At 49.0% G+C, this 17,850-nt stretch carries 20 protein-coding genes; 2 read left to right on the top strand and 18 right to left on the bottom strand.

Features of this window, described 5'->3' with window-relative positions; genetic code table 11:
• Window positions 1-28: 28 nt before the first annotated feature.
• The 4 genes from AC0VZ8_RS11910 to AC0VZ8_RS11895 form a co-directional block, all read right to left on the bottom strand.
• A complete protein-coding gene (locus AC0VZ8_RS11910; protein ID WP_475486978.1) occupies window positions 29-808 on the bottom strand; it encodes a hypothetical protein in 780 nt (259 codons plus the stop codon).
• Window positions 809-1,120: 312 nt separating this feature from the next.
• Window positions 1,121-1,627, bottom strand: a complete 507-nt coding sequence (locus AC0VZ8_RS11905) for a hypothetical protein (protein ID WP_475486977.1) — start codon at window positions 1,625-1,627, stop codon at window positions 1,121-1,123.
• 288 nt (window positions 1,628-1,915) lie between these two features.
• Window positions 1,916-2,482 (bottom strand): sigma-70 family RNA polymerase sigma factor, encoded by a 567-nt coding sequence (locus tag AC0VZ8_RS11900; protein WP_475486976.1) that lies wholly within the window; start codon window positions 2,480-2,482, stop codon window positions 1,916-1,918.
• 25 nt (window positions 2,483-2,507) lie between these two features.
• Window positions 2,508-3,602, bottom strand: a complete 1,095-nt coding sequence (locus AC0VZ8_RS11895; RefSeq protein ID WP_475486975.1) for a toprim domain-containing protein — start codon at window positions 3,600-3,602, stop codon at window positions 2,508-2,510.
• A gap of 478 nt (window positions 3,603-4,080) precedes the next feature.
• Here AC0VZ8_RS11895 and AC0VZ8_RS11890 point away from each other — a divergent pair, with 478 nt between their 5' ends.
• The gene (locus tag AC0VZ8_RS11890) at window positions 4,081-4,467 is read left to right on the top strand and encodes a helix-turn-helix domain-containing protein (protein WP_475486974.1); all 387 of its coding nucleotides are present in this window, start codon (window positions 4,081-4,083) and stop codon (window positions 4,465-4,467) included.
• 326 nt (window positions 4,468-4,793) lie between these two features.
• Here AC0VZ8_RS11890 and AC0VZ8_RS11885 read toward each other — a convergent pair whose 3' ends face one another.
• The 8 genes from AC0VZ8_RS11885 to AC0VZ8_RS11850 all read right to left on the bottom strand — a co-directional run bounded on the left by AC0VZ8_RS11885 (window position 4,794) and on the right by AC0VZ8_RS11850 (window position 11,854).
• The gene (locus tag AC0VZ8_RS11885) at window positions 4,794-5,537 is read right to left on the bottom strand and encodes an FAD-dependent thymidylate synthase (protein ID WP_475486973.1); all 744 of its coding nucleotides are present in this window, start codon (window positions 5,535-5,537) and stop codon (window positions 4,794-4,796) included.
• A 149-nt stretch (window positions 5,538-5,686) separates the two neighbouring features.
• A complete protein-coding gene (locus tag AC0VZ8_RS11880) occupies window positions 5,687-6,889 on the bottom strand; it encodes an RtcB family protein (protein ID WP_475486972.1) in 1,203 nt (400 codons plus the stop codon).
• A 31-nt stretch (window positions 6,890-6,920) separates the two neighbouring features.
• Window positions 6,921-7,997, bottom strand: coding sequence for an ATP-dependent DNA ligase (locus AC0VZ8_RS11875; protein ID WP_475486971.1), 1,077 nt, complete (start codon window positions 7,995-7,997; stop codon window positions 6,921-6,923).
• A 256-nt stretch (window positions 7,998-8,253) separates the two neighbouring features.
• A complete protein-coding gene (locus AC0VZ8_RS11870) occupies window positions 8,254-8,448 on the bottom strand; it encodes a hypothetical protein (RefSeq protein ID WP_475486970.1) in 195 nt (64 codons plus the stop codon).
• Window positions 8,411-8,740 carry a hypothetical protein gene (locus AC0VZ8_RS11865; RefSeq protein ID WP_475486969.1) on the bottom strand — a complete coding sequence of 110 codons (330 nt, stop codon included), beginning with the start codon at window positions 8,738-8,740 and terminating at the stop codon, window positions 8,411-8,413. The genes AC0VZ8_RS11870 and AC0VZ8_RS11865 overlap by 38 nt, the downstream gene beginning before the upstream one ends.
• Before the next feature lie 72 nt (window positions 8,741-8,812).
• Window positions 8,813-10,069: a DnaB-like helicase C-terminal domain-containing protein gene (locus AC0VZ8_RS11860; RefSeq protein WP_475486968.1), complete on the bottom strand. Its 1,257-nt coding sequence runs from the start codon at window positions 10,067-10,069 to the stop codon at window positions 8,813-8,815.
• The gene (locus AC0VZ8_RS11855; RefSeq protein WP_475486967.1) at window positions 10,062-10,805 is read right to left on the bottom strand and encodes an ATP-binding protein; all 744 of its coding nucleotides are present in this window, start codon (window positions 10,803-10,805) and stop codon (window positions 10,062-10,064) included. Before AC0VZ8_RS11855 ends, AC0VZ8_RS11860 begins: the two co-directional genes overlap by 8 nt.
• A gap of 11 nt (window positions 10,806-10,816) precedes the next feature.
• Entirely contained in the window at window positions 10,817-11,854 is a 1,038-nt protein-coding gene (locus AC0VZ8_RS11850; RefSeq protein WP_475486966.1) for a helix-turn-helix domain-containing protein, read from the bottom strand.
• A 129-nt stretch (window positions 11,855-11,983) separates the two neighbouring features.
• On the opposite strand from AC0VZ8_RS11850, the gene AC0VZ8_RS11845 reads away from it, so the two are divergent.
• Window positions 11,984-12,835 carry a tyrosine recombinase XerC gene (locus AC0VZ8_RS11845; RefSeq protein WP_475486965.1) on the top strand — a complete coding sequence of 284 codons (852 nt, stop codon included), beginning with the start codon at window positions 11,984-11,986 and terminating at the stop codon, window positions 12,833-12,835.
• A gap of 8 nt (window positions 12,836-12,843) precedes the next feature.
• On the opposite strand, the gene AC0VZ8_RS11840 is transcribed toward AC0VZ8_RS11845, so the two are convergent.
• The 6 genes from AC0VZ8_RS11840 to AC0VZ8_RS11815 are packed head-to-tail and all read right to left on the bottom strand — an operon-like array spanning window position 12,844 to window position 17,843.
• Entirely contained in the window at window positions 12,844-13,866 is a 1,023-nt protein-coding gene (locus AC0VZ8_RS11840) for a hypothetical protein (protein ID WP_475486964.1), read from the bottom strand.
• Between the two features lie 11 nt (window positions 13,867-13,877).
• On the bottom strand, window positions 13,878-14,279 hold the full coding sequence (locus AC0VZ8_RS11835) for a hypothetical protein (protein WP_475486963.1): 402 nt from the start codon (window positions 14,277-14,279) through the stop codon (window positions 13,878-13,880).
• The gene (locus tag AC0VZ8_RS11830) at window positions 14,276-15,007 is read right to left on the bottom strand and encodes a hypothetical protein (RefSeq protein ID WP_475486962.1); all 732 of its coding nucleotides are present in this window, start codon (window positions 15,005-15,007) and stop codon (window positions 14,276-14,278) included. Before AC0VZ8_RS11830 ends, AC0VZ8_RS11835 begins: the two co-directional genes overlap by 4 nt.
• A gap of 16 nt (window positions 15,008-15,023) precedes the next feature.
• A complete protein-coding gene (locus AC0VZ8_RS11825; RefSeq protein ID WP_475486961.1) occupies window positions 15,024-15,815 on the bottom strand; it encodes a hypothetical protein in 792 nt (263 codons plus the stop codon).
• Window positions 15,816-15,830: 15 nt separating this feature from the next.
• Window positions 15,831-16,775, bottom strand: a complete 945-nt coding sequence (locus tag AC0VZ8_RS11820) for a hypothetical protein (protein ID WP_475486960.1) — start codon at window positions 16,773-16,775, stop codon at window positions 15,831-15,833.
• Between the two features lie 18 nt (window positions 16,776-16,793).
• Complete coding sequence (locus tag AC0VZ8_RS11815) at window positions 16,794-17,843, bottom strand: hypothetical protein (protein ID WP_475486959.1); 1,050 nt, start codon at window positions 17,841-17,843, stop codon at window positions 16,794-16,796.
• Window positions 17,844-17,850: the final 7 nt, after the last annotated feature.

Raw genomic sequence — 17,850 nt, 5'->3', positions numbered from 1 at the left:
AAAGCACCCAGTTAAGGGTGCTTCTCGATTAAGGTCTCGCTTTAGAGATTTTGATTTCTATACCATACTTCTCCCCATCCTCGAAGGTTTGGAGAAGGTGATTGAATATAGCAGTCGCATTCTCACGGTCTCCCTCTGCAACTACAATCAGTTTATGAATACCACCTACAGGAGGGATGATAAGCTCTGCACAGTAGGAGCCTAGACCATCAGCAAGTGCAAGCTCTTGATACTCCTCGTCGCTGATTGGCGCGGTATGTAGACGCTCTGTGTCAATGGTCACACCCTTCTCTTGCATCTCAGTGACGACTGCCTGGGACTCCTTGACGAGCTTGTACGCCGCCACTTCGTTGTCCCACTCCTCGTTCTCGCCCTCAGGCACTTCATACCCCACCTTACCTTTCAGGACGTTCACCTTGTAGCCGTAGATGGTTTGGTACTTAGCACCAAACACTTCTGCAAGGTCGTTGGTTGTCAGCTCAGGGTATTTGGTTACGATATAAGCCACTTTCTGCTTGTCGATCTTCAGGTTGTTATTTCTCACGGATTTCTTCCGCTCCTTTGTTTTTGGTTTGGTTTCAAGGTACGCCTGAACCGCCACATCCACAGCCGCCGCGTCGATCATCTTCCGTGGGTACGTCAATCTACCCGTATGGTGACGGGTGCGGTAGTAGCTGATGACGGTCTCGGAGTAACCAAAAATTTTAGCAAAGTCGTGGTTGTCTAGCTGATGGAACTTCCTGAACGCATACACTAACTTGGCAACGTCCACGCCATCTCCCATTGGTTTCTTCATTGATGTTGACATTGTTTCTTCCTCCTTTAGCTCCCCTTGGACTGGTGGCTGAATACGTAGACCTCCATCCGTACCTATGTGGTACACTTTGGTCTCCTCGTCTTTCTTAGAGAACTCCACACAGCAATCCCGACAATAGTATTGGGAGCGACCCAGTACCCCTAGGTCTGACGAGTTACATGAAGGACATCTGAATCCTAACAGCACTCATAGATCACACCTCTCGTATAAAGTCCTTCTTACTTCCTCTATACGAGGTGGAATGACCATAGTTAAATAAGAAAAGCACCCACAAGGGGTGCCTTATCTCATACTCCTATTTGATTAGAACGGGAAGTCATCGTTGTTCTTGGCACCGCCGCCTTGGTTGCCGCCGCCGTTACTGCTGTCGCCGCTTGGTGCATCAGTCACTTGACCGATACCGCTCATCAGCTTTTGGATGGCTTCACGAGTCAGGGTTTGGGACTCGATCAGAGCTTCCAAGTCCATACGCTCAACCTTCTCGTTGAACGGCTGAGGGTCGCGGGCGAAGAACTGGTACGTGGTGTTCAGCTTCTCGCCTTGACGAGCGATCTTGAAGTCACGTTTCGTGAGGTCACCATACTCCTCAATCAGTCCGAGCAACTGAGTCCCCATAGTCTTGGATGCCTTGAGGATTTTAACCTTCTTGTCAGTGTAATCGTACACTTCCAGGTAGGACTTGAATCCAGGTTTGTTGCCAGTACCTTGCAATGGGTCTTCACTGCGTGGCAGGGCTGTGATCGTCTGCCATTGACCATTAATCTCCAACGTGTACTCCCATACGGAGATGATTTCATCAGCAGGAGTCAAGATACGTACTACAGCCGACTCATTAGGTTTGATCTTCAGCATTGTAGTAGAGTTGTTTGCCGCGTCACGAATTGCTCCAAGACCTTTTTGAATTGCCATGTTTGTTCACCTTATCCTTTTCGTTTTGTAGTGGTGGGCTTCTTGCCCCCTCACTTTCTCTATACGAAGTGATTAAAGGTGAGTTAAGCGAGAGATTGAAAGATTTTTACGGGAGGTTTCACCTGAAGGGATTAAAAAAGCCGCCATGACTATTGTCACAGCGGCGGGGGTATAATAGCGGTACTATTTCTACAGAGCTTCGTACTTCTCTCGGATTGCCTTCCACAGTTGGGAGATACGAGCCTTTGACACTCCCAAGATGTCGGCAATCTCTACGAACTCGTACCCGTTGGAGCGTAGCTTGAAGATTTCTTTCTCACGGTCATTCAGCTTCATGTTCTCCATGATGTCGGTTACGAACTCGAAGTTCTCGAATGCGTATCCCTCATGACCAAGCATGAGTCCCACACCGCTGTCTGCGGCTTCGTCTTCAACGTCGAGATCGGTGGATACAACTTGAACAGCGTTGACCACGTTCAGGTTTTTCTCGGTCATACACTTTCGGTACATGTCCTTGATCTTATTGTCGATCAAGTGGTCTACGAAAGTAGACATCTTTGCTTTCTCCGCATCGTACTGGTCAAGAGACCTGTAGAGCTTAATCATAACCTCCTGGGTTACGTCTTCTTTCTCCATCCCCGCGAACGTCTTGCCTTTAAGCTTTTGGTGGCATTTATCTTGTGCCTTGCTCAAGAATGCCTCCATATCACCGATTGCGAACAGTTCATCGAAACCCATAGCAGTTGTAGTTGACATATTTATTTTTCCCCCAATGGTCGTTTTAGTTTTTAGTTGGATTTTTGATTTCTTCGATGTCCAGGTACCCTGCATCTCTAACCATTGACTCGTATTCGTGGTAAGGGATGACCTTGATGGAACCTAGCTTGTTGTTTCTCAGCAGATCGTTGGAATCCTTGTACTTCTGCTCCTCGATGTCGGTTATTCCATATTGGCGGTTAGGGAACAAAACCACGTTCACCCTAATTGCCGAAAGCTTGGAGATCAGCTCGTATGCTCTGAGCGTACAGGCGACCCCTGCTTCATCGTTGTCGAAGAAAAGATTGACCGTCTTTATCCCTGCCCTCATTAACTCACGAACCTGCTCAGCGAACAATATTCGTCCCAGGATTGCTCCCGCAGGTAACCGTCCTTCGTAGCAGGACATTGTATCAGTTTCGGACTCATTCAGGTAAAGCTCAGTGATTGGTTTCGCGGCTTGTAAGATATAGTATAGACCGTACACTATATCCTTCTTCTCTATGCCCTTCTCATTAAGGAAGCCTTTTCGTGAGACGAAACGCTTCTTAATGAACCGAACCAATCCTTTGCTTGTCCTAACTGGAAAGGTGATTGCCTGAGTTACTTCGTCATAACCCACTTCATACTTACTGATCGTATGCTCGGAAAATCCTCGACCATATATGTACGAATGCCGCTTCTTTGTATATCGGATAACTTCTTCTTCTGGTAAAGACCTCATTCGATCTTTTTTATTGCCGCCGTTCAGTATGCTCTCCATATCTATCGGGTTCCTCTCATTGGAGGTTACCACGAGATAATTCTTCATAATGAACTGCATCCCGAGAAGTTCGTTAGGTAGCCCCACCGCGTGAGCTACAAGACTTGCGAGACTTCCGTGAGCACCACACCCGAAACAGTTGTATCGGTAAGGGTACTCGCTCTCGACCCCACACGCAGGATTGTTTCCGTCATCATGGAAGGGACATAAGAACATAATGTTCTCGCCCTTGTTCATGACCTTTGAGAAAGCCGAAGCATTGTATCGAGAGATACTTCTCTCAAGCCAGTAACCTCTCAGGTCGTCGAGGACTTCTTCAATCTCTAGCTGATAAGACGACAGCAGAGAGTTTTCCATGTTTTGCCCTCCTCACAATATAAAGCCATCACGATATAATTGGCAAGACTTTTATTACGAGTATTTTCCATCCTATTATTTTGTCTAATAAGGATACCAAATGCGAACGGACGTTCGCAAGTCCTATTTTACCTCCTCGCTTCGGTTATTTTCGTATAAAGCGTTAAAATGGCTTACACTTGCTCTATACGCGGCGGTTAAATGATAGTTAAGGGCAAATCAAAAAAACTTTTTTGGGGTCTTTCCTCCTGACGTTCAATAACTTTTTTTCCAATAATTATGTATTGAGGGAATACTACGAACAGGATATAGTGGGGTAGCAAGGAATAGCCTTGCAATCGAACTACAACTGCCAGTTGGACAATCAGCTTGTTGTATAAAAATAATACTTCTCATGTCAGGTTTCAAGGAGTAATTATTTCCAACTGCCTTACGCTTTCAAAAGGAAGGGGATTGGATAAAGGAAGTGGGCTGTACAGTGGAAGTAGGCGACTATTTAAGGGAACTGCGGCTTGATAGAGGACTAACGCAAAAAGAAGTGTGTGATCTTCTTGACATTTCCACCAACTACCTGTCAGAAATTGAGCGTGGCAATAAAGTCCCCAGTGATGTTCTTGTTAGAGAGATCGCCGCAGTATATGGGATTGATGAAGATACAATCTTTAACGCGCTAGGAAGGATACCCTTGTACGCAATGGAGGAGCTTTGTGATTCGACCGACCTCCAACAAGTCCTTAGCAGGATCAGGAAAGACGGAATCTTGAAGGACGAGGAGCGTTACCACTTTTACGAGACGATGTTACAGACTTACGAGAGATATGTAAGAGAGTCTGTAAGAAGAAACAGAGAAGGGAAAGATGGTTAGGGATGTCACAGGTTATATTCGAGGATGTTTCTCTAGCGATACTGTGTTTGTTAGCGGGTCTCATAGGTGGATTCTTGCTTTGTGCCTGGGGATTATCGAAGATAGAGGTTGATATTAAGACAAAGGACTGTCAAGAGGGCTGTGAAGACTAGCTCTCTTAGTTTGGTGGCTACCTCATCGTATGACCATCAGGTATAAGAATCTAAGGAGAGCCAAGCTTACTCTAACGGGTGCCGTGATGGTAATTTTGATTGCCACTGTCTTATCAATCATTTCGATATTCCATATACATCAGTAATAAAAGAGGATGCCCCGAAGGGCATCCTTTATTTTTTCTCTTGCTTCTTGAGGTACTGAACTGCCCACTTACCTGTTGGGTCAAGCTCGATCAATCCGCAAGTCTTCTTCTCAGGACACCCGCCCGCCGTGTAGCAAGGCATGTTCACGTCACCAAAGACTGTCGGGAAGACCTTCTTCAACTGGTTGGTCTCCTGTCTACGGATACGGCGAATCTCGTCTTGTGCTCGTAGGCATAGTCGCTTCTCAGCGTGATGAATCCATGACCATAGGTTCCGAGTATCCATGTACATCGTATTCACGCCTACTGGGAGCCTTGCCCGCATCGTTTCACGAACACGTTCAGGGTTAAGCCCTAAGGCATCCCAAAAGTCGTTCAGCTCATCGTCAGTATACTTAGAGTACCGCTCGATTGCCCTCTCGTGATCGTCAATCCACTCTTGACGCATAATGGCAAGCTGTGCCGCCTTGTCGGGGTTAGTCTTGAACTTCTTCTCGATGAAGGATGTTTCCAGGTAATTTGGTACATAGTAAGTAAGTCCACCATCAGCCGCCCGACAGTATCGCAGGGAACGCTCATCGAAGGAAGCGTGTCGTGCCCGCAAGTCCTGCCGTGCGACGAAGATCGGAACCTTCTTCACGAAAGTTGCGGCTCCGTGCTCAATTACTGTGTTGTGATTGCTGTCGCGGCAGTGCAGGGTAATACGCTGACCTACCTTGTTAGGGGTCAGGGTCTCCTCATCGTGAGCTACCTGCACTGTGTCATAACACAACGCCCCCGCGTTGGCTAATAGTACCTCAGCTCCATCGTACCACCCCACCATGACCGAAGTCAGAAGTGGGATGTCACGAGTTAGCTCAATTACGTTCTTGTACTTCTTACCGTTGTATTCAAACCGTACTGCCATGCTGTCATCTCCTCTTAGTCTTTGTACGGGTCGAACTCATCTGCACCCGCCATGCACACGCCGATAGGTCTCAGAACGTGCATGATGTTCAGCGTACCTTCGTGAGCGTCCAGTACCTCTTGAAGCTTGCGGTACACGAACGGACTCTCATCGGTTCCCGCCCCGCGCAACTCTACACCATACTCTTTGATCGCTTCATCCATCATCTCTTGGGAGATCGCCCCACCTGAGCGGGTTCTGTTTTTGTAGTTCATCTTCCCTGCCGCTTGGGTACGGCTCATGACACGACCTGCTCCGTGGACAGTGCTGTAGAATGCGTTCGCACTTTCCACGCCCTCAACACCCTGAACGATCACCGAGATGTCGCCCATGGAGCCGCCGATGAACCCGAGCTGTCCAGGAGCCAACGGTGTCGCGCCCTTACGGACAACAACGACCTCTTTACCGAAGTGCTCCTCTTTCCATGCGTAGTTGTGGTGATTGTGTACTGCGAGATCGTACTCGGCTCCAAGGATGTCTACCACTTGGTCGATCACATAGTCACGACCTGCGTAGGCGTACCGTCCTGCCAGTTTCATTGCACGGTAGTACATGTCACCGATCTCGCTGTCCAGGTCGAACAGTGTCGGAGGTTGCTCCATCTTCTCCCCAGGAGCCTTGCCGAAGAACTCGCGCCCCGCCGCAAGGTTCAGGAACCCACTCGCAGTCTTGTGACCGAAGCCACGGCTACCGAAGTGGTTCGCAATCCAAACCGCCCCTGTCGATGGCTCAACCAAGATGTCCACGAAGTGGTTACCCGAGCCAACCGTTCCAAGCTGATTACGAGCCAGGGACTCCTTCTTCTGAAGTACACCAAGCTCCTTGAACACAGCCCAATCAGCATCGTCAAACAGCGCGTGATCGACCTTCTCGCTGTTCACCCGACCTACGCCGAAGGAGATTCTACGAGCGATCTCATCCATCACCGCAGGGAGCTTGTCCTGCAAGTCCAGGTAGTGAAGATTGGTTCTCACCGCCTTGTTCCCGCACCCGATGTCGTAGCCGACTCCTGACGGAGAGATTTGACCGTCATAGACGATCACACCACCAACTGGTTGGCTGTATCCGAAGTGACCGTCAGCGCAGAGTACGCCGCCAACCACGTTACCTGTATTCAAGCAAGTATCGAACTGACCGATTGTTTTCTCGTCGTGTTTTCCGTAGATTACTCTTTTCATTTTCGTTTCCCCCTGGTTTCGTTTTTGGTTGTTAGATGATGCACTCGGATGCGTTCTTGTCGTCCCGCATACGCGAGAACTGTGGATGACGGTAGAAACCGTCCTTGGTCTTCTGCATGGCTTTGATCTCCATGACCTCGCCCACGTAGTTCTGAGGGTTTTCGGACATGTCCTTACGAAGCTCCTCAGTGATGCCTGAGCACTCTCCAAGCTCAATCAGATTCCCGTGTTCATCGAACTTGCCGAACTTCACGGCACCCACCCAATCGTTGAAGAAGAACTTGGTGACAGGAACCCAACCCTCTTTCGGTACAAAGACCTTCTCACCGTCTACCACAGTCTCGTCCAAGACATCGTGGGTGTTCATAACTAGCTCTTTCTCACCGCTCGGGTTAAGCCAGTAAGACCACGTTTCAAGCTCTTTGCCCGTGTACTCCTTAACAGCATCCTTGAAGCCCATGATGACGACATCATCATCAATCTCGGTCTTGACCTTCACCCAGTTCTTCGCGGGCTTCTTGCCTGGAACGTACTTGCCTTTAGTGTTCTTGAGCATGATGCCTTCGCCGCCCCGAGCCAGGATACTCTCAAGGAATCCCTTCTTGTCTGTGCGAACATACTGTGAGAGCTTCATGTAGTCGTTAGCTACTATCGGGAACACCTTCTCAAGAATCTCGCGGCGTTCTTCCCACGTCTTGTCGAGTAACCACTCACCCTGATACATGAGGATGTCGTAGACCATGTACACAAGATTTCCTTGCTCAGCTTGACGCTCAAGAGCTTTCTCGGCTTTCGCCCCAAGGATGGAGGTAACTTCGTTTGAAGTTGCTCCTGGTATGTACAGCTCACCGTCAAGGATGAGTCCAGGGAAGACCGAGAGGTGTTCAGACAGGTGAGGAACGCGATCAGTCTTCTCGACGGGGATTCCATCAACATCACTGATACGGCGAGAGAAGAATCTTCCAATGATCGAGAGGTATCGGGAACCGTCCCACTTTTCCTCAGCAATGTAGCTAGGGTCGTTTAGAAAGGCTTCCAGTTTTGCACCGTCCTTGACTGAGGTACCTCCCATCGGCAGTACGTGGTTTTCTAATGGATAATCGCGCATTAAAATGACCTCCTATGATTGGGTTACTTTCTTAGGGCACACCTTTAGTTGCTGTCGAGACTTCTTGCCATTAAGCTCAAGCCATGAAGCGCACTTGTTTTCGAGATACCATTTGCAATCGCGGCAGATGTGCTGAACCACGTTCTGACACCTCATTGGAACTTTGTCTTGAAGCTTAGCGGGGATTCTCTCCCCGCCGCCGCTCACCAAGACTTTATGGCACTTGTCGAAGTAGTCGCATCCGTTACAGGCAACGTTAATTTTGTTGTCCATTCGGAACCTCGATCTTGAGAACACTGAAGGCTACGAGATTCATAACCGTTTCCGCTCCGTGCTCCCGCTCGATGAGATCAAAAGCTTCCTCAGCCGCACCTACGATCTCTTTATCCGAAGTAAACTCCGTGGTTACGATGTCATTCCGCGTCAGCGCGTAAGTCAGTCTGTACAGCATTGTTATCCTCCTCTTGTGCAGTAAGCTCGATGTCTCGAACTTCCGTTAGATCAATGATGTGAGCTACGCCATCCGTATCTTCCAACGTGATCGCCTTGCCCTCGTTCTTGTGCTTGACGAAAAGCCTACGGTACTCTTGCTTGACCTCCTCAGCGGTAAGAGAGATTTCACGGACAACCTTTTCAGAGTCCTTCTCTTTCTGCTGAAGTCTCGGGTTTTCTTCAACCCAAGTCACGGTCTTCTTTTTGCCATTTCCTTTGAAGTAGAAATGAGCCGTGAGCTGTGCATTCATCAGGTAGTACCTCCTTGAAATAAATTGGCTCCCTAATTCCTCTATACGAGGTAGGGAGCCTTGAGTTAAGAGCTAGAACACCATTTCTTCCTTTGTTGTTTCTTCCCATATACCTGTGTCCAGGTCGGTTCTCATGAAAACATCTTCATCCTTCTTACCGCCACGGTTCTTCTTCAGGGACAGTTTGAAGATGTCATCAATCTTGCGGAGAGTAATAACCCTGGTTGCCTTCTGCGCGGGGTTGTCCGACTCTTGGATTTGGTGAAGCTCAGGAGCGGCGTTCGGGTCTTTCTTCTGATCTTTCGCGGAATCACGCCCTGCCTGAGCCAACATGATCGTAGGGGTCTTCGTGTTTAGGTTCACGTCACGGATACCGTTCGTCACATTGATAATGCGGCGGCGAATGTCCCTCTCCCCTGTTCCGTCCGAAAGGTCATACAACTGGTCAAGCAAGATCAGACCTGGACGCTCCGACTCGATGATCGCCCGTATGTCCATAGGGGTGAAGGGCTTTCCACGGTTGGCTTCCTGTGACAAGATAATCATGCGCTGATCTTTCTTCATCAGCTCAGTGGTATACTCGCGGTACAGCTCCGCATCGGTCAGCCGCCCCTCGTTCAAAGCACGGTTACTAAAGTGTGCTCTAAAGGTATCCATACGGTAGGCGACCTCAAGCTCGGGCATCTCCGTGCTGAGGTAGATGATCGGGTCGTTAATGTTTGCCTTCACGAATGACAGCCACGCGGCATAAGCGAAGAACTCGCCCACCCACGACTTACCTTCGTTTGTCCGACCTGCTAAGAGAACAAGGTCATCTTCTTTCCAACCGCCCGTGAGATCGTCCAGTCCTTTGATGCCTGTGGTGATTCCCGACAAGCCTGACTGACCGTGCTTCTCCATGTACTTCTTGTAGCGGTCTTCCGCATGTTTCGTCCATTCGTACTGCCCGATGTTCCCTGTGAACTTCTTCAGCATCACATCGAGGTCGTTCCTCATCTTCCACATGGCTTCGAGGGTCTTACCATCGTTCGTCATGTTCGCGTTCTCTACGAGAACTGGACGGTAATCCATATATGCCCGCTGTTCCCGCAGGACATTGACGCAGTACTCTACAGGGTCAAGCTCCTTCAGCACTCGGAAGTCCTCGAACTCCACCGCCACGGTCTCAATCGTAGGCATATGCCCGTTCATATCATTTCGGAATCCTTCAATCCAAAGGACTACATCCTGAAGGGCAACGAAGTAGGTGTTGTCAATCCCATGCTTCCGCATAAGGTAGGGGTCTTTGCTTTGGAGCCAATGGTTAACGTATGAAAGTTCCTCAAGCACGTTTGATGACCCCCTTCACAGATGCCTTTCTTCTGTCCCGTCCCTCGACCTGGATACCAACGCAATCGGACATTAGTCGGGAAACAGTACGCTTACCAACCACTTCCTCATGCGATAGAGCCTTAGAATCAAAGTTCGACGTGAATATGGTCGAGCGTCCTTCATTAAATCGCTCATTGACGATCAGGTAAGTCTGCTCAGCCGTGAATTTTGAAGTTGTGCCCGCGCCGATGTCATCTAATAGAAGAAAGGGAACTTCTTTTATAGAAGAAACCCGCTTTTGCACTGCTTCATCATCTCTACGATAACGCAGATCATCCATCAGATCGGAGTAGCTGACGAATAACGCCAACGGATTCTCGAAGTCGAACTTCCCAGTCATGCAAGTCTTGTAGATGTACTGGTTCAGGAGCATGGCGGCATTGAACGTTTTTCCCGTACCCGCGCAGCTGTTCCAAAAGAAGAAGTTCGTCCCGTTCTCCTCGACTTCCTCAACGATGTTCTCAACGTACTCGTTAAGACCTTCGTAGATGTAGCGGTTGTCGTCATCCACTGCATAGTTGTAGACATTCGCTTTCAGGTACTTCTTAGGCATCTCCGATAGCTTCAGAGCCTTGTCCAGGCGAAACTTCGGGTTGCACCACTCAGGGTAGGCAGGTGTCTCCACCTCTCCCGAATACCTCTTGCAGAATGGTGTAGCCAAGCATTTCGCACAATCTTTGTACGGGGTATTCATCAGATCACTCCTTAGCTAAATGTGTCGTAGTTGTCTCCGCTGTCCTCAAGCACTGGCTTCTCGCTCTGCTTGTTCATGTACCACGGAAGCTTACCTGTACGAGTGAACTCGTCCAGTACCGCCTGAGTGTTGGTGGAGCCAAACAACCTCACTGTCTTTGGAGCGAATTGGTCGATGCTGAAGAACTTATCGAGGGCTTCCTTGAAGGCGTTGTTGTCGCCCTTGGTCTCTCGCAACTTGTGCATCGTCTTCTGATCTTCTTCCGTCCAAGAGTAAACACTGTGGTACTTCTCTTGATACTGCCGCATGAAGTAGGCGCGGAAGTGGTTCGTGTTCCAGTCCTCTACGGGAGCTTCATCAGGGTTCTTGCTCAAAGCCTTCTTCCTGGCTTTCTCAGGCTTCGTAGGGTCTCCCACCTTCTCTATACCTTCCTCACGGATAACAGGCGGCTTACGGCGACCTGTAGGCTTTGTAGGCACGGGTTCCTCGGGTGTTGTTTGCCCTGACTCCTCTGCGGGAGTATCACCCTGCCATTCCAAGAACCACACCTTGATGAACTCTTTATACTCATCAGGGTTAGGCTCTTTAGACACAGTATCGAAAGCATCAGAGTCCTTGTACTCCGCGAGTGCGTTTGCGAACACCTCCCGCTCATCCGAGCCGAACAATTCCTTACGAACCTCATGGACAATCTCTGAGTGCGCGAGAACGGGAACCGTATGCAGTTCCTCAAGGAGGTACATCAAAGGTCTTCCAGGATTGCGTATTGTCTTGATGAAACCTTTCTGACGTAGCTCCTCAACGTACTTCGTAACGGAGTTCTTCGACCATCCAAGTTCAGCCCTTAGTAGGGCTTGGCTCGGGAAGCACTCCTTGCTTCCGTTGTACGCATACTGGTTGAGATTGTGGTAGAGAGCCTTGGCATCACTCGAAAGAAAGTAACATCTGTCTACCTTGCTGTGGACTTGGGTGAAGCCGAAGTTTACGCCGTACTGAGTAAGAAACTCCTTCTCAGATGAAGCAAACTTGGTTGTAAATCTCTCCTCCATGTTTAATACACACCTCCTACTTGCTCTATACGACTTGGGTAGGCGGCTGTTAAATGGTTGACAAGGTTAGTCGGCATGATTATACTCAGGATTATGAGCGATCAGATTATGAGCGATGGAGGAACCTGCATGAAATTACTTGAGGATTTTTACAATTACATAATGAATGAGAAGAATCTCGCGCTTAACACGGTGGATGGATATGGGAGGGACTTGAGTCAATTCGAGTCATTCATCACTAAGTCGATCACCAAGGTCACCGCAGAGGATGTTTCGTCCTTTCTGTCGCACCGCCGCGCTGAAGGTGACGGGGTATCTACGATCAGCCGCAAGCTGTCAGCGATCAAGTCGTTTTACAATTTTTTGGTTCGCAAAGGTAAGATGAAATATAACCCTGCTTCTTCCATTGAAGGGATGAAAAAGCCCAAGCGACTGCCGCGCCCCGTGGATACGGAGGACATTGACAGGTTGCTTGATGCGATTGATAACCTTAGAGATCGGACTGTGTTCGAGGTACTTTATGGAACTGGTATCCGTAGAGAGGAGCTATGTGCGATCAACGTACAGACCGACATAAACTTTAGGAAGGGTGAGTTAAGGGTCGTAGGTAAGGGGGACAAGGAACGCATTGTGCCGATCTTCCCCCGCACACTGGGTTACATGAAGTCCCTCGCGGCTGAGCATGGTAAGGAGTGGCTGTTCCCCAGTATAAAGACAGGTGGGCACATAGGTAAGCGGCAGATCAATGAGATCGTGAACAAGTGGACGAATGCCGCAGGTCTTGAATGGGTTACGCCGCACAAATTCCGACACTCCTTCGCCACCCACTTACTCGATAACGGCGTTGATCTTGGCGACATCCAGGAACTCCTTGGGCACAGCAGTCCCGAGACGACAAAGATATACGCGGGGGTAAGTAAAGGTCGCGCCCGTAGCGCGGTCATGAAGCACCCGTTGGCAATAGAAAAAGGACAGCCTTGAGCTGTCCTTTAGTATTTCTTAACGGCTATGCGGTTGCCCTTAGAGTCGTAGATGTACCTGTAGTCGGTGTAGGTCGGTGTCGCTCCCATAGTAGATACCAACTTACGCGAGAGGAAGCCGCTCGTTCCGTACTCATAGACAACATCCACTAGGGAAGGGAGAATTACGAAGTCATTACCGTCAAAGAGGTAAATCTCTCCTAAGGAGGTCACCAGGAATGAATCACCCTGGGTATACCCTTCTACGGTATCAGGCATAGTAAGCAGTGGCTCTTTGACGTTCTGCTCCACATAGTTGTCGGTGACCACCTGCCGAACCACCCGCCCGACATCATCGAAAGCGAAATAGGTAACAACGTCCTTGTACTCAACCAAGTCGCTGATCGCATCCCACGGGTCGATCACGTTCAGCTTCCCCCGCTCACCAACAGTCATGCTTACGTTGGTCGTACCGTCAACTATCATATCGGCACTGTGTGTGTCAGGGTGAACATACTTGTTGGCTTCTGCTTCGATCATCTCAAGCTTCAGCCGCTCCTCCACAGTGAACACCTTTTTATTAACCCCGTCTACAAGCATATCTGCCGCGTGGGTTGCAGGGTGCTCGTAGAAGTTGGCGTTCTCTTGAATATTGCCCAGTTTATCCCTCTCAGCCTTGGTGAAGGCTTTATTGGTTGTCCCGTCCGTCAGTATGTCAGCACTGTGCGTCTGAGGATGCTCGTAGACAGTTGTATCCTTTCCATCGACAGTTAGGATACCGTTGGACTTGAAAGCTACCACAGACCCTCCCAGGCGCACATACTCCCCATTGAACAGGTAAGCTGTCGGGCGGTTACCGTTACTCTCGTCAACGACAACAGCGTACACCGCCCCCGCCACCCCGTCAGCAGGGAGATTGTGCTTGGCAACCACAGAGGTCACGTTACCTAGTGATATTTTATCTAGGCGGGCATCAAGGGTTACACTTCCTTCCCGCGCATCCTTGATCTCGTTTTGGAGCTTGACCACCTTGCCGTAGGTAATAATGTCCATGATCTAACCCCCTACCTGATGGTCAAACCAGTTACCTCAACCGTAAACCCCGATTCCATGGAGCCTGGGTTGATGATCTCAATATGCAACTGGGATGTACCATCTTTATCGTCATACGGAATATCTACGTTGTCATAGATACCGTCAAGAAAGTTGCCTGTACTGTATTCTGCTGTATTGAAGTACAGTACCTCCGCTTGCTCCTTATCCGCTCGGTCAAGGATATGAAGCTCCACGTTGGTCTCCACTGTAGGGGTGACCCTTACGGTTTTAATGAGAAAGCGTGGGTTCTCCATCGGGATTGAGACCACCAGTGACTCTCCCCCGCCGTTCATCAGATCAATCGTATGAGAAAGCTCCACTGGTTTGAACACATTCTTCAACTCCTGCATTATTCTCCAAGTCTTATTCATGTGGTGTTCCTCCTTAGTGTAGGGATGTATGTTGACGGATACCTACGAGGAAGTAACGGTTTCAGTACTACCGCGCCGCCACCGCCGCCCTGACCCGAAAAATGCCCTTCAAGATTCTCAGCTTCATCGGGGTACAGATGTTGGAGTATATATTGGTAATACCTATCCTCTGTTGCCGAGAACGTGAGCTGACCTAGCTTGAACTGTCTGATTATCCCCTTCGGGCTGTTTTCGGTAGGCGCGAATACCTTAACCACACTTACAAAATGACCACCTGTGAGATCGTTTAGGTAACCCCGATAGCCTTCTCGGATTCTACCTGCATACCTGGACTCATAAGAGTCGTGTTTAGGTAAGTATCCTACGATGTCGTAGATTGAAAGCTCTTTACTCTTGGTCTTCAGTATGCCGTGAAGATCAGGTCTGAAGAATATACCGTTAAAGGACTTAGGGAGGTCTTCCTGATCGTATCCCCAAATGCTGTAAATATTGTTCTCGGAAGGTACCCCTTGTGTAGGGTGATTAAGGACACCTACAGCATAGCGGTACATAAACCCGCTAACCCTCAACGTCCCTGCCTTACTGAATGATTGACTTGAGTACAGGGATTTGATCGAGGTCTTCTTGGACTGATACAGACCTTGGGTGTACTTTATAAGTACACCCTGCTGTCTGATCGTTCCCGCGAGTTGGGGGTTGTAGACCGAGATTTCAGTTCCTACTGCCATGGTCTACCCCTCCTCTTTATTGCATTAGAACGGCAACTGTATTACCAGGAAGGAAGCTAGAACCTCCCGTAGTAAGTGAGTACACCTTGTAAGTTTTCGAGCTAACGGTGATCTCATCCCCGTGGCTAACACCTGCGGCAGGAGCGAAGTAGATATCAAACAACTCACCCCTAGCACCCTCTGCGCTGTTCGCCATGATACACGGAGACAGATGATACAGACTTCCCCAACCAGGGTTCGTAGGAATCATGGCTGAGTACGCCTTGTAGATGTTGTTAGTTTGGATGTTATCCTTGTCTTTTACGGAACGGACACCGTTGAACCCTTGGTAACTTACACCCAAGCACTGTGCGTTGGAGTTTGGTTCGTTAGAGTATCGGTACAGTAGACCAAAGTACCCCAGGTTAGAGATTCCCGTCACCGAGTTCACGTCCCCCGCCAACCAAATGATTACTCGGTCTGCCGTAAGAGAAACCTGATAATCAATCAGAAGGTTAGTATCAACGGCAATTGTGTGGCAGTAGAAGTTTCTAGTCGTGAACATCTTCCCCGCAGGAACACTCCCGTCTACGTTGCTGACATCCTCAGCTACCGTAACGATGATGTAGTTACCAGTTAAGTCCTTTGAATTTCCTTTCTCAAACTTAATGAACAGCTTATCGGCTCCTGAGGAACCCACCGACTTGAGCACTAAGATGTCCGATGTCTCGAAGAATACAGACCAAGGGGAAGAAGTAATCCCCTTGAATCCATTGGCAATCGACTGGAACAACATATTCATTTTTACCTTACCGCTGAAGAACGACATCTATGTTGCACCTCCTTATATTTTGAACAGCATGACTCGCTGACCGCCCATTACGTTGTTACTTCCGAAGAAGCAAGACTTGCAGTAACGGACATTGTTGGACGTTGTGTACCAAAGCGTATGATTACCGTTCTGCGGCATTTGCTGATCTACTACATGGAAGACGTAGTATTTGTTCTCCCCTAAGTCTAGGATAGAACCGTCAGGGTGCTGTACCGCGTCTTTGAAGCAAGCGGCGTAAACACCATCAAACTGCCCGCGCACACCTTCGCTAGGATTGAACACCATGAACGGGTTGACATAGTAACGACCACCAACCCCTGGGGATGTGAGCTGAGCATCAGTAGTGAAGTTGTAGTACTCGTACTTCGTACCGTTACGAGAACGTCTAACGATACCCCGCCCAACATTGACGTTACCGTATAGGGCATCAGTGCTGTTGCTAATACCTGCGGGCATGTGAGTGAAGATTCCCACGAAGTCATTGGCGATTGCAGGGTCTTCCGTTTCAAGTGGGGCGCAACGCCCCATGTAGATGCGAACTGGGAGTGCGTAGTTCTGGTACGTCTGATACTCCCCGTGAATGAAGATACCCTTTTCCGTGGTCAGAACAGTCCACTTAAAGGTGATGTTGTAGTTGTTGGAGTCAATGGAGAAAGGCATCTCCGTGTACTGCTTGTCAGGGGCATCTGTGAATACGTCACACTTCGGAGAAGCATTGTTGTACATTCCGAACCGAGCTACGGCATTGTAACTCAGGTAAGAAACACCCATAGTGAAGCAGAGACTATTGTCTGCGATATTCTTGAAGACTACGTTGCCCCACGCCCCGCCGCCGTTGACCTGCGCCGCTGTATACTTAGTTACCTGCCACCATGAGTCACCCGCCATCAAAGCTTCCGCTTGGGTAGAGAACTCACTGAGCGTGGATACCCACGAGTATCGTTTAGGTACTGCCATTGTTTAGAACACCTCCATTTAGTCTAATTCAAACAGGATAGCCCGCTGACCGACACCATACAGCATATGGCTGTCAAAGAAGTAGGGCTGTATATTGTGTTGCGAACCGCTCACACTAGTCCAATACTTCCAAGTAGTTGGAGGTGCCTGGTCGTTGACATGAAACACATAGTAACGCTTGCCTTCCAGGTCGATGAAAGAACCATCAGGGTGTTGGTTAGCGTCCTTTAATACCACAGACCTCATTCTCGGGAACTCTCCACGAACGCCTTCCGATGGTTCATACACATACCACGGTGAAAGGAAGTAGCGGTTACCTGCCCCTGGTGAGGTGGCTTGCGAACTCGTGACGAAGTTGTAGTAAGAGTGTTTTGTGTTGTTACGGGATCTCCTGACAACACCCCTGCCTACGTTGTAATAGTCGTTATTCGACCAACTAGTATCATTCACACCCATCTGAGCGTGAGAGAAAACTCCGATGAAGTCTCCTGCAACCGATGGGTCTTCCACGGAATAAGGGGTTAGTCTGCCAAGGTACAGCCTGAATGGGTAAGCATTGCCTGGGTCAGTTTGGGGTTCCCCGAAGATGAAAATACCCTCTTTCAACGGGAATACCGTCCACTTATAGGTTGAATTGTACCTATAGTCGTTACCTGCGCTTTTGTATCCTGTAGCGAAAGGAATGTTACACAACTCCCCCTTCTCCACAGAAATGCTAGGGTAAGGGTCAGTACCACTTGCAGGTCTACTGTAACCTGGGCGCAACTGATAGCTAGACAAGTAATGGTTGCTACCATTCCAGTAGTAGTAGTAATTTAGGCTTAATGAGAAGAACAATTCAGGGTCATTCAGGTTCTCAATGGTGACTCCACCTAATGCCCCTTCATAAGTTCTATTAGCATAGGAAGACGTTGGAATTGAGTAAGGGTCACTCTGAACAAACGTCAACTTCCAGTTCGGGTCAACATACGGGTAGGTACTTAGCTCTGTCGCCAGGGTCTTGAGGAAGTTCCTTACCGTGGATGTGAACTCATAACGTCTGAACCCTTGTACTAATGATGCAGTCATGCGAACA

It is taken from the genome of Paenibacillus sp. QJM3NY_38 (genome assembly GCF_056173265.1).
Note: the sequence above shows the minus strand (reverse complement) of the source record. Positions and strands in the feature narration are given on the sequence as shown.

Excerpts from the sequence above, each read along its gene's own strand:
- AC0VZ8_RS11910 (WP_475486978.1), bottom strand. The coding sequence starts at position 808 with ATGTCAACATCAATGAAGAAACCAATGGGAGATGGCGTGGACGTTGCC.
- AC0VZ8_RS11900 (WP_475486976.1), bottom strand. The coding sequence starts at position 2,482 with ATGTCAACTACAACTGCTATGGGTTTCGATGAACTGTTCGCAATCGGT.
- AC0VZ8_RS11895 (WP_475486975.1), bottom strand. The coding sequence starts at position 3,602 with ATGGAAAACTCTCTGCTGTCGTCTTATCAGCTAGAGATTGAAGAAGTC.
- AC0VZ8_RS11880 (WP_475486972.1), bottom strand. The coding sequence starts at position 6,889 with ATGAAAAGAGTAATCTACGGAAAACACGACGAGAAAACAATCGGTCAG.
- AC0VZ8_RS11875 (WP_475486971.1), bottom strand. The coding sequence starts at position 7,997 with ATGCGCGATTATCCATTAGAAAACCACGTACTGCCGATGGGAGGTACC.
- AC0VZ8_RS11870 (WP_475486970.1), bottom strand. The coding sequence starts at position 8,448 with ATGCTGTACAGACTGACTTACGCGCTGACGCGGAATGACATCGTAACC.
- AC0VZ8_RS11865 (WP_475486969.1), bottom strand. The coding sequence starts at position 8,740 with ATGAATGCACAGCTCACGGCTCATTTCTACTTCAAAGGAAATGGCAAA.
- AC0VZ8_RS11855 (WP_475486967.1), bottom strand. The coding sequence starts at position 10,805 with ATGAATACCCCGTACAAAGATTGTGCGAAATGCTTGGCTACACCATTC.
- AC0VZ8_RS11850 (WP_475486966.1), bottom strand. The coding sequence starts at position 11,854 with ATGGAGGAGAGATTTACAACCAAGTTTGCTTCATCTGAGAAGGAGTTT.
- AC0VZ8_RS11845 (WP_475486965.1), top strand. The coding sequence starts at position 11,984 with ATGAAATTACTTGAGGATTTTTACAATTACATAATGAATGAGAAGAAT.
- AC0VZ8_RS11840 (WP_475486964.1), bottom strand. The coding sequence starts at position 13,866 with ATGGACATTATTACCTACGGCAAGGTGGTCAAGCTCCAAAACGAGATC.
- AC0VZ8_RS11835 (WP_475486963.1), bottom strand. The coding sequence starts at position 14,279 with ATGAATAAGACTTGGAGAATAATGCAGGAGTTGAAGAATGTGTTCAAA.
- AC0VZ8_RS11830 (WP_475486962.1), bottom strand. The coding sequence starts at position 15,007 with ATGGCAGTAGGAACTGAAATCTCGGTCTACAACCCCCAACTCGCGGGA.
- AC0VZ8_RS11825 (WP_475486961.1), bottom strand. The coding sequence starts at position 15,815 with ATGTCGTTCTTCAGCGGTAAGGTAAAAATGAATATGTTGTTCCAGTCG.
- AC0VZ8_RS11820 (WP_475486960.1), bottom strand. The coding sequence starts at position 16,775 with ATGGCAGTACCTAAACGATACTCGTGGGTATCCACGCTCAGTGAGTTC.
- AC0VZ8_RS11815 (WP_475486959.1), bottom strand. The coding sequence starts at position 17,843 with ATGACTGCATCATTAGTACAAGGGTTCAGACGTTATGAGTTCACATCC.